We start from the raw sequence: 10,332 nt of genomic DNA, 5'->3' as shown, positions 1-10,332 counted from the left end.
GCCCGGCCGGCTGGCCGCCGTGCATCCCGAGCACGGCACCCCGCACCGGGCCGAGATCGCGGTCGGCGCCGTGGTTGCGGTGGTGGCCGCGCTGGCCGACGTGCGCGCCGCGATCGGATTCTCGTCGTTCGGGGTGCTGCTGTACTACGCGGTCGCCAACGCGGCGGCCTGGACGTTGACCGCGACGCTGGGCGCGCGGTTGGTGCCTGCGGTCGGGCTGGCCGGCTGCCTGCTGCTGGCATTCACCCTGCCGCCCGCGTCGGTGCTGGCCGGTGCGGCGGTGGTGCTGGTCGGAATGGTCGCCTATCTGACTGGCGGTGCGCACCGCCATGGTGTGTAGTCGCACCGTGGCTTTCGTATCGAAGACGTGGACACGGGTGGATTCGAGCGCGGATCCGGATTTCGTCGTCGCCCCCGAGGAGCGGCTGAGCTGGCCGCGCACCCTCGGTCTGGGCGCCCAGCACGTGGTCGCGATGTTCGGCGCGACGTTCCTGGTGCCCGTGCTCACCGGGTTCCCGCCGGCCACCACCCTGCTGTTCTCCGGGGTGGGCACCATCCTGTTCCTGCTGATCACCGGCAACCGGCTGCCCAGCTATCTGGGGTCGAGCTTCTCGGTCATCGCACCGGTGACCGCGGCGGTGGCCTCCGAGGGCACCGGCAGCGCGCTCGGCGGCATCGTCGCGGTCGGCCTGCTGCTCATCCTCGTCGGCGGTGTGGTGCACGTGGTCGGCACCCGCTGGCTCGACCTGGCCCTGCCGCCGGTGGTGACCGGCGCGATCGTCGCGCTGATCGGATTCAACCTGGCGCCCGCGGCGAAGAACAACTTCGAGCAGGGCCCGCTGATCGGGCTCGTGACGCTGGTGCTGCTGGTCGCCGCGCTGGCGTTCTTCCGCGGCATGATCGGCCGGCTCGCGATCTTCGTCGCCGTCGTCGCCGGCTATCTGCTGGCGTTGCTGCTCGGCGAGGTCGACACCTCAGGCATCGCGGCGGCGCCGTGGATCGGGTTGCCCGACTTCGAGACGCCGACGTTCTCGCTGTCGGTGCTGCCGATGTTCCTGCCCGCGGTGATCGCGTTGATCGCCGAGAACATCGGGCACGTGAAGTCGGTGGGCCAGATGACCAAACGGGATCTGGACCCGCTGATGGGCCGCGCGCTGGCCGCCGACGGTGTCGCCACAACGCTGGCCGGGTTCGGTGGCGGGTCGGCGACGACGACGTACGCCGAGAACATCGGTGTGATGGCCGCGACCCGCGTGTACTCCACCGCCGCGTACTGGGTGGCCGCACTGGTGGCGATCGCGCTCTCGTTGTGCCCCAAGGTCGGCGCGGTGATCGTCGCGATCCCGGCCGGGGTGCTCGGCGGGGCGACGGTGGTGCTGTACGGCCTGGTCGGCATCCTGGGTGTGCGCATCTGGCTGACCAACCACGTCGACTTCGCCAAACCGATCAACCAGATGACCGCGGCGATCCCACTGATCATCGGCATCGCCGACTTCACGTGGAGCGCAGGATCGTTGACGTTCACCGGGATCGCGCTGGGCTCGATCGCCGCACTGCTGATCTACCACGGCATGCGGCTGCTGAGTTTCCGGACGGGCGCGACCGCTACGACGTCCGCCGGTCCCGCTGATCCCGGCCCGGCACCCCGTTGACCCCCTCGATCGACTCCGCATAGGTGCCGATCGCATACGCGGCCGCCGACGCCATCACCTCGAGGGCGTCGCGGTCGACGTTGTCGATGTCGTCCCTGCCCGTGTGGTAGTTCGGATCGAACGGTTCCCCGGCCTTGCCGCCCCAAAGCCGGGCCTGCACCTCGGTTTTCCGCTGCGAGGAGCCCGTGGTCAGTCCGCCGACCGGGATGCCCGCGGCCAGGAAGGGCCCGTAGTCGGTGATCCGCTGCAGCGGGATGTCCGCCGGGCGCAACCCCGCCATGTTCAACCGGGCTGCCAGCGTGCGCTCGATGCCCGCCGACCCCTCGGGCGCCGCGACGATCTGGCCGGTCTGCGTCGACTGGTCGCCGTCGTCGGTGAAGTAGCCGGCGTTGAGTGAGGCGAGCATGTCGAAGTTCAGGTACATCGCGATGTCGTCGAGTTCGTCCTTGCTCAGTGAGCCCAGGTACTTCTTTGAGCCGTCCATCGAGACCTCTTCGGCACCCCAGAACGCGAAGCGCACCGCGTTGGTGGTGGCCGGCTCCGCGCCGAGCTGCAGTGCGGTCTCCAGCACGGCCGCCACGCCCGACCCGTTGTCGTTGATCCCGGCGCCTGCCCGGATGCTGTCGAGATGGGCGCCGGCCACGACGACGTTCTGGTCGTCGCCGGTCCTGGTCTGTGCGATCACGTTGCGCGACTTCGTCAGCACAGGCTCGTGGTCCAGGACAAGGGTGACCGGGGACTCGGTGCGCCGCAGTGCGGCGTCCGCGTCGGTGTCGATGACACCCACCGGCATCGTCAGGTGGGTGTAGTAGCCGGTGGTGAACAACGTCACGGGCGCGCCGACCGGGCGCGTCGGGGTCGCCGAGGTGACCACCAGCAGGCCCACCGCGCCGCGCTGCTGGGCCACCCGGTGCTTGTCGACGACGGAGCATCCGCTGTCGTCGACGACGGCGATCGCCTTGACCACCGACACGTCGCCGTAGTCGGCGGCCGCGCAGCCGGCGGCCCTGCGCGGACGGAAGGTGGGCGCGCGCAGGCCTCCCGGGTCTGTGGTGATCATCATCGACGCCTGGTCGACGCGGAAGTCGCGGCCCGCCACGGTCAGCACCGGCGCACCGCCCTGCGACCCCGAGAGCCTTTCGAATTCCGGTGTCTGCACGTCGAAACCTCTGTCGCGCAACAGTTGTGCCACGTAGTCGACACTGGCCTGATATCCCGGCGTGCCGTCGGCGCGGTTGCCGTCGTTGTCGTCGGCGATCTGCTGCAGTTCGACCAGGTGGCGGTATACCCCGTCGATGGTGACCTTTCCGGCCAGGTCCGGCCCCAGCGGGGCCGTCGGGGGCGCCGCAGCCGGGGCGCACGCCGCAACCAGCGCACCGGCTGCGGCCAGCACCACGGCCCACCGGCTGGTCATGACTTCGTCAGCTGATGGCGGACGCGGTCCTCACGGAGCGGAATTCCGTTGCGCCCCCGCTGGTCCTGCGCGTACAGCCCCACCGCGAAGGCAGCGCCGCTGCCGTGGATCTGCATCGCCGTCTCGTCGATGTGCTCGAGCGTGTCGGAGTCCTTGTGGTAGTTCGGGTCGAACGGCTGGTCGGCCTGACCGTCCCACCGCTCGGCCTGCTCGGCCGACATCTTCTCCTCCGCGCCCGAGAACAGGCCTCCCGCAGGAATTCCGGCCATGGTGAAGCCGTCGTAGTCGGATCTCCCGTCGAACGAGGTGTCCTCGCCGGGTTTGCCCGCCCGGTCCAGGTAGGCGGTCAGCGTACGCTCGATGCCCGCCGAGCCTTCGGGAACCCTCGGCACGCCCTCCCCCGGCCGGGGCGCAGTCGACTGGTTCCCGTCCATGGTGAAATAGCCCGGGTTCGGCGAACCGATCATGTCGAAGTTGAGGTAGAGCGCGATGTCCTTGAGCGCCTCCTCGTCCAGGCCGGCCACGTAGTCCGCGGAGCCGTACAGGCCCTGCTCCTCGGAACCCCAGAAGGCGAACCGCACCGCGTTGGCCACGCTCGGCGAAGCCTCCAGTTGCAGAGCGGTTTCCAGCACTGCGGCCACGCCGGAGCCGTTGTCGTTGATTCCCGGCCCCTCCGGAACACTGTCGAGGTGGGCGCCGACCATCACGACGTCCTGCGTCGATCCGGTCCTGGTCTGCGCGATCACATTGCGTGACTTCTCCACCCGCACTCCGGCGTTGAGGTTCAGCACCGCCGTCGCGCCCGGCTCGGCACGCAACCGGTCACCGACGTCCTTGGCAACCGCGACGACCGGGATCTTGACGTCCGTGGCTTCGCCGAGGGTGGCCCCGGCCAGATCGGGTCCGCCCTCACTGTTGGCCACGATCAGCGCCACCGCCCCGAGGTCGGCGGCCACAGCCTGCTTGCCCCCGAACGGACACGACCCGCGGTCGACGAGCACCACCGCGCCGTCGACCGCCAGGCCGTCGTAGTCGTCGGCGGTGCAGCCGGGAGTGTCGTCGTCGGCACGTGCGGCGACCAGCGGTCCCGACACCCCCTCGGATGTGGTGCCGATGGTGAACTGCAGCGGCCGCGCCTCGGTGCGCGCACCGGCCACCGTCAGCCGCGGCTCCTCGGCCCACGGGATACGCACCCCGAACTCCGGGGTGTCCACGTCGAAACCTTTGCCGCGCAACGCCTCGACGACGTAGTCGACGCTCGCGTCGTAGCCGGGGGTGCCCAGTGCGCGGTTGCCGCCGTGGGCGTCGGCGATCTCCTGCAGCCTGGTCAGGTGCGTCATCATCGCGTCGGCGGTGACCTTCTGCGCCAACCCCTCGGCGAACTCGGTGGCCACACTGAGCTCCCGCTCCGGCTGCGGCTGCGGATCCGCGTCGCGACTACAGCCCGCGGCGAACAGTACGGTGACGGCCGTCAAGGCCACGAGTCTTGTCCGGATCACGTTCCCCACGTTAGCGCGGACCCGTGCGGGCGCCGAGATAGTCCAGAACCGCCGCCGCGGCCTCGTCGGGACGCTCGATCTGCAGGAAGTGCCCGGCCGCCGGAATCGTCACCACGGCGCTGCCCTCGGGCAGTGCCGCCCCGATCGGTGCGGCGTATTCGGCCTGCATCGCACCGTCCTCGGCGCCCTGCACGTGCAGGATCGGCCCCTGGGGCATCCCGAAGCAGTGGCGGTGCAGATCGGCGTAGGTCTTGCCGGGACGCGACGGGCGCACCAGCGCGCGGTAGTAGTCGACCGCGGCACGCCGGTGAGCCGGGCTCGGCAGCGCGGCCAGCGCATCGTCCAGTTCCGCGCCGGTGTCGTGACCCGGAGGGCCCCAGTCCCGCCAGAGCGTCGGAATGACCCGGGGCAGAACGCGTTCGGGCAGCCCCGGCAGCTGGAAGAACAGGATGTACCAGCTGTTGCGCAGCTGGCGCGGCAGCATGCGCAGCTGGCGGCCGATCGATCCCCGCATCCGCGCGACCGCACCGATCGGCGGCACCGCCATCGTAATGTGCTCGGCGAACGGCGATTCCGGATAGGCCGCCAGTGCGCCCGCGGTGAACGCACCCCAGTCGTGGCCGATCAGCACCGCATCCGCCGGTGCACCGAGCGCGTGATGCACCGCCAACGCGTCGTACATCAGCGCGCCGATGTGGTAGTCGCCGTCAGGCGCAGGCCCGGTCGGGGCGTAGCCGCGCGAGAACGGCGCGACCACCCGCATACCACGTTCGGCCAGCAGCGGAGCCAGCTTCCGCCATCCCCACGCGCTGTCCGGGAAGCCGTGCAGGCACAGCACCAGCCGGCCGTCGGGCGGACCCCAGGCCAGCGCGGTGACCTTCAGGTGCGGCAGTTCCAGTTCCACGGTCTGCGGTGCGCTCACGTGCGCCATGCTAGGCGTCGCGCCGGTTGACGGTGATCAGCGCCGCGGCGAACACCACGGCGACCACCGCGGCGAAGTAGCCCAGCGAGCCCGCCGGACCCCAGGGCATCGCGAACCCCGGGTAGAGCCACTGCACGTCCAGGAAGCGCAGCACGTTCCCGAACGGCAGATACGGACCGATCTGCCAACCACGGCCGGGCAGGTTGGCCAGCAGGGGTTCGACCAGCAGGGGCCACAGCAGCAGGACGGTCACCGCGCCCGCGGTGTGCCGCAGCAGCGCGGCGACCCCGACCCCGAGCACCGCCGCCAGTGCCGCATACGGCACCACCGCCGCGGCGAAACGCATCGTGGCCGACACCGTCAGTGCGTCCGCAACGCCCTGGTCGGCGACCAGCCGGGCCACCGAGACCGAGCCGAGCACCATCACCACCGCCAGTACCGACGAGAACAGCGCCGCCACAATCGCTTTCGCACACAGCACCAGGGTGCGGTCGGGAGTGGCCAGGAACGTCACCGAGATCAGCCCGCTGCGGTATTCACTCGTCACCGTCATCGCCGCGACGATCATCAGCACCGGGATCCCGAACACCGCGACACCGAGCGCGGCCTCCGGCACGCTCAGCCGTGCATAGCCGTAGGTCACGGAGGCCTGCAACGCGGCCAGCCCGACACTGAGCACCGTGGCCGCCAGCGCGGCCCACAGCGGTGAGCGCACCGTGGTCAGCTTGACACGCTCGGCATTGACGACCGCCGCCGCGCGCCTCACCGGTCCCCCGCCCGGTACTCGGTGGCGTCCTCGGTCGAGGCCAGGTAGGCCTGCTCCAGCGAGACCCGCCGGGTGCTCAACTCGTGCAGCACCAGTGCGCGCGCGGCGGCGAGTTCGCCGACGGCCTCGGTGGTGGCCTCGCGCACCGTCAGCGCGTCGGGTTCGGCGTCCACGGTGAACCCGGCCTCGGTGAGCGCGGTGTGCAGGTCCTGCAGCCGCGGCCCGCGCACCCGCACCGGCGCCGCACCGGAGCGCCCGGTGAACTCGGCCACCGTCGTCGACGCGATCAGGCGGCCCTTGCCGATCACCACCAACCGGTCGGCGGTGTCGGCCATCTCGGCCAGCAGATGGCTGGACACCAGCACGGTGCGGCCCTCCGCGGCGAGAGTGCGCATCAGGCTGCGGACCCAGTGGATGCCCTCGGGGTCGAGACCGTTGACCGGTTCGTCGAACAGCAGCACGGGCGGGTCACCGAGCAGCGCCGCCGCGATACCGAGCCGTTGACTCATGCCCAGTGACAGCGTGCCCGCGCGGGAGTCCGCGACCGAGGTCAGCCCGACCATGCCGAGGACCTCGTCGGCCCGGGCGGCGGCGATCCGGTTGGCGGCGGCCATCCAGCGCAGATGGTTGCGCGCCGTGCGGTTCGGGTGCACCTGCCGGGCGTCGAGCAGCGCGCCGACCGTGCGCAGCGGGTCGCGCAGCTGCCGGTAGCTGCGCCCGTCGATGGTGGCGGTGCCCGAGGTGGGGTGGTCGAGGCCGAGGATCATCCGCATCGTGGTGGTCTTGCCCGCGCCGTTGGGCCCGAGGAACCCGGTCACGACACCGGGCTCGATCGTGCAGGTCAACCCGTCCACGGCGCGGAACGATCCGCGGCCCGACCGGAAAACCTTTGTCAGGGCGGTCAGTTCGATCATGTCCGGACCGCCGCGAGCACCAGATCGGCGACCGCGCGCATCCCGTCGGCGTTGGGGTGCAGCGGGGCGGGCCGGCCCGGAACCGGGACACCGAACCGGGTGGTCCACGGAGAGTCGGACCAGGCGTGGTGCTCCCGGCTGGCCTCGGCGGCGCGCACCAGGCCGCAACCGCTGGCCTGCGCCGCGTCGGCGGTCAGCTGTTCCAGGGTGGCCGCCACGTGCCTGCCCAGCGTCACGTCGGCGCCGCGCAGCGGGGGCGCCCCGCCCGTGGCCGGCAGCAGCGTCAGATAGTCGACGAACAGCACGGTGGCCTGCGGTGCGCGCCGCCGGATCTCGCGCCCCACCTCGATCAGCGCGCCGCCCACCGTCGTCAGCGCGAGGTAACGGGCTGACGGGTCCAGCAGCGCACGCAGCCGGCCGCCCAGCAGCGGTACCGACCGCAGCGCACGCGGCAGTCCGGCCGCGAACAGCATCGGGACGTAGCCGACGTCGTTGCCCCCGATCGTCACGGTCACCAGCGTCTCGGTGCCGTCGAGCGCGCTGATCTGCGGTGGTGCGCCACGCTGGGAATCGCGCAGCACGTGCGCGGTCGTCGCCCCGGAGAACGTGACGTCGACGAGGTCCAGTCCGAGTGCGTCGGCGACCAGGTGCGGGTAATTACGCGCGGAGCGGCCCGCCGAGCGCGGTGAACCCGCTACCCGCGGGGTGATGCCCGGGCCGGCAGCCATCGAACTGCCAAGGGCCACATACCTGTTCACAGGGCGGGGCTGGATGCTTGGGCCCAGAACCTCTTCGGGATGCGGCCGGCGTGGCGGGCCAGGTGGCCGGCCCGGACGGCGGCGGCCATCGCCGCGGCCATCGCGGGCGGATCCGCGGCCCTGGTCACCGCGCTGGCCAGCAGCACCGCGTCACAGCCCAGTTCCATGGCCAGTGCGGCATCGCTGGCCGTGCCGATGCCGGCGTCCAGGATCACCGGCACGTTCGCCTGGTCGACGATCATCTCGATGTTGTGCGGGTTGGCGATGCCGAGTCCGGTGCCGATCGGTGACCCCAGCGGCATCACGACCGCGCAGCCGGTGTCCTCCAGCCGCCGCGCGAGCACCGGGTCGTCGTTGGTGTAAGGCAGCACCACGAACCCGTCGTCGACCAGTTGCTCTGCGGCCCTGACCAGTTCGACGGCGTCGGGCAGCAGGGTGCGTTCGTCGGCGATCACCTCGAGCTTGACCCAGTTGGTCTGCAGCGCCTCGCGGGCCAGTTGCGCGGTCATCACCGCCTCGGCCGCGCCGCGGCAGCCGGCCGTGTTGGGCAGCGGCGTGATGCCCAGCCGGCTCAGCAGTTCCAGCACGCCCGTGCGACCGTCGGCGTCGACGCGGCGCATCGCCACCGTGGTCATCTCGGTCCCCGACGCGATCAGCGCCGCCTCCAGCACAGCGAGGTTGGCGGCGCCGCCGGTCCCCAGAACCAGCCTCGACCCGAACTCGCGGCCGGCGATGCTGAGCTTGTCAGCCACCCTGCACCGCCGTGACGACCTCGACCTTGGCGCCGTCGGTCAGCGCGGTGTCCCACTCCGACCGCGGGATCACCGACCAGTCCACCGCGACGGCGATTCCCTTCTCGGGGAAGCCGAGACCGTCCAGCAGCGCGGCGATGGTCGTGTTCTCCCCGACCTCGACCGCCTCGTCGTTGACCGTCACCTTCATCGGACCAGCGCTCCTTCCAGTTCGGCGGCGATCGTCTGCGCCGTCCACGGCGCCAACAGGAAACCCGAGCGGCCGTGCCCGGCGGCGACCAGTGTGCGCTCGTCGAGCCTGCCGACCAGCGGGAGGTTGTCCGGCGTCATCGGGCGCAGGCCGGCCGCGGCCTCGGCCAGCTCGTACTCCCCCAGCGCCGGCATCACGGTGCACGCGTCGTCGAGCAGATCCCGGACCCCGCTGACCGTGGTCGCGGTGTCGCGGCCGTGTTCGTACTGCGTGGCGCCGACCACGACGCCGTCGGCGCGTGGCACCACGTAGACCTGGCGGCCGTGCACCCGCGCGCGGACCACCCGCTGCGGGACCGGCAGGCAGCCGCGGCGCCACCGCAGCCGCAGCACCTCGCCTTTGACCGGGCGCACCGGCAGCCCGGGCCACAGTGTGGGGGCGTCGATGCCGTTGGCGATCACCACGGCGTCGGCGTCGCGGGTCTCGGACAGGTCCGACGCCGGCGGCGCCCACCGGACACCGAGCCGTTCACACTGGGCGGCCAGCGCGGCGACCACCGCGCGGTTGTCGACGGCGAGCTCGGTGTCGGCCAGGAAGCCGTGCCGGATGCCCTGGGCGAGAAGGGGTTCGATGTCGCGCGCGGTGCTGGTCGGGGTCACCGGATGGCCCTGCCCGGACAGCCATTCGGCGACGGTCCGCAGGTCGGCGGCGTCGGCGCGGTCCACCGCGACCACCAGGGACTGACGCGCGGTCACCACCTCGGCCGGCAAGCCGTCGAGGAAGCCGTCGTGCCACAAGCGCAGCGACTCCAGGCCGATCCGCAGCAGCTGCGCCTCGCCGGGCCAGCCCTCACTGTGCGGGGCCAGCATGCCGCCGGCCACCCACGACGCGCCGGCCTCATCGGTCCGGTGCACCCGCACGCTCCAGCCGTCCTGCAGCGCGCGGCGGGCCACCGACAGCCCGATGACGCCGCCGCCGACGACCGCGAGCGTCCCGCGGGTGTGGGCGGGCAACTGGGCTGACACTGCTGGCTGGCTCCCTTCGCCGGCATGATCCGGATCAGGTGTGACGGTAAGAGTCGGCGGACTCACTCTCAGTCCCCGTGCCCGGGACTCCCGTGTGGTCGGCTACCAGCCTACGTCGCGGCGGCGCTAGCGTTCGAGGGTGCGTGAACCCCGCCTGGCGAGCTCCTCGCTGTACCTGTGCACCGACGCCCGCCGCGAGCGCGGCGACCTCGCCGAGTTCGCCGACGCGGCGCTGGCCGGCGGCGTCGACATCATCCAGCTGCGCGACAAGGGCTCCGCCGGGGAGCGGCAGTTCGGCCCGCTGGAGGCCCGCGAGGAGATCGCCGCGCTCGAGGTGCTCGCCGACGCGGCCCGCAGGCACGGCGCCCTGTTCGCGGTCAACGACCGCGCCGACGTCGCGCGCGCGGCCGGGGCCGACGTGCTGCACCTGGGTCAGGACG

The 10,332-nt window shown here is 71.8% G+C and carries 11 protein-coding genes and 1 pseudogene; 3 read left to right on the top strand and 9 right to left on the bottom strand.

The window, feature by feature from the left end; genetic code table 11:
• Positions 1-340, top strand: a pseudogene (locus tag MVA01S_RS26270) (amino acid permease); the annotation flags it as partial.
• Positions 341-347: 7 nt separating this feature from the next.
• A complete protein-coding gene (locus MVA01S_RS26265) occupies positions 348-1,652 on the top strand; it encodes a uracil-xanthine permease family protein (protein WP_237024325.1) in 1,305 nt (434 codons plus the stop codon).
• Here MVA01S_RS26265 and MVA01S_RS26260 read toward each other — a convergent pair.
• The 9 genes from MVA01S_RS26260 to thiO are packed head-to-tail and all read right to left on the bottom strand — an operon-like array spanning position 1,606 to position 9,880.
• Positions 1,606-3,066 (bottom strand): M28 family metallopeptidase, encoded by a 1,461-nt coding sequence (locus MVA01S_RS26260; protein WP_003932860.1) that lies wholly within the window; start codon positions 3,064-3,066, stop codon positions 1,606-1,608. The genes MVA01S_RS26265 and MVA01S_RS26260 overlap by 47 nt on opposite strands.
• Positions 3,063-4,565, bottom strand: coding sequence for a M28 family metallopeptidase (locus MVA01S_RS26255; RefSeq protein ID WP_040542834.1), 1,503 nt, complete (start codon positions 4,563-4,565; stop codon positions 3,063-3,065). Before MVA01S_RS26255 ends, MVA01S_RS26260 begins: the two co-directional genes overlap by 4 nt.
• Before the next feature lie 10 nt (positions 4,566-4,575).
• Positions 4,576-5,487: an alpha/beta fold hydrolase gene (locus MVA01S_RS26250; protein ID WP_040542837.1), complete on the bottom strand. Its 912-nt coding sequence runs from the start codon at positions 5,485-5,487 to the stop codon at positions 4,576-4,578.
• Positions 5,488-5,497: 10 nt separating this feature from the next.
• Positions 5,498-6,253 (bottom strand): ABC transporter permease, encoded by a 756-nt coding sequence (locus tag MVA01S_RS26245; RefSeq protein WP_003932863.1) that lies wholly within the window; start codon positions 6,251-6,253, stop codon positions 5,498-5,500.
• On the bottom strand, positions 6,250-7,167 hold the full coding sequence (locus MVA01S_RS26240) for an ABC transporter ATP-binding protein (RefSeq protein ID WP_003932864.1): 918 nt from the start codon (positions 7,165-7,167) through the stop codon (positions 6,250-6,252). The genes MVA01S_RS26245 and MVA01S_RS26240 overlap by 4 nt, the downstream gene beginning before the upstream one ends.
• The gene (locus MVA01S_RS26235) at positions 7,164-7,895 is read right to left on the bottom strand and encodes an SGNH/GDSL hydrolase family protein (RefSeq protein ID WP_003932865.1); all 732 of its coding nucleotides are present in this window, start codon (positions 7,893-7,895) and stop codon (positions 7,164-7,166) included. The genes MVA01S_RS26240 and MVA01S_RS26235 overlap by 4 nt, the downstream gene beginning before the upstream one ends.
• 26 nt (positions 7,896-7,921) lie before the next feature.
• A complete protein-coding gene (locus MVA01S_RS26230; RefSeq protein WP_003932866.1) occupies positions 7,922-8,677 on the bottom strand; it encodes a thiazole synthase in 756 nt (251 codons plus the stop codon).
• Positions 8,670-8,867: a sulfur carrier protein ThiS gene (gene thiS / locus MVA01S_RS26225; RefSeq protein ID WP_003932867.1), complete on the bottom strand. Its 198-nt coding sequence runs from the start codon at positions 8,865-8,867 to the stop codon at positions 8,670-8,672. The genes MVA01S_RS26230 and thiS overlap by 8 nt, the downstream gene beginning before the upstream one ends.
• Positions 8,864-9,880: a glycine oxidase ThiO gene (thiO, locus tag MVA01S_RS26220; protein WP_040542840.1), complete on the bottom strand. Its 1,017-nt coding sequence runs from the start codon at positions 9,878-9,880 to the stop codon at positions 8,864-8,866. Before thiO ends, thiS begins: the two co-directional genes overlap by 4 nt.
• 151 nt (positions 9,881-10,031) lie before the next feature.
• On the opposite strand from thiO, the gene MVA01S_RS26215 reads away from it, so the two are divergent.
• Positions 10,032-10,332, top strand: a 301-nt coding sequence (locus MVA01S_RS26215) for a thiamine phosphate synthase (protein ID WP_174538995.1), incomplete at its 3' end; no start/stop codon positions are given.

Source organism: Mycolicibacterium vaccae NBRC 14118 = CIP 105934, assembly GCF_001552715.1.
Lineage (GTDB): Bacteria > Actinomycetota > Actinomycetes > Mycobacteriales > Mycobacteriaceae > Mycobacterium > Mycobacterium vaccae.
This window is presented reverse-complemented; position numbering and strand designations above follow the sequence as displayed.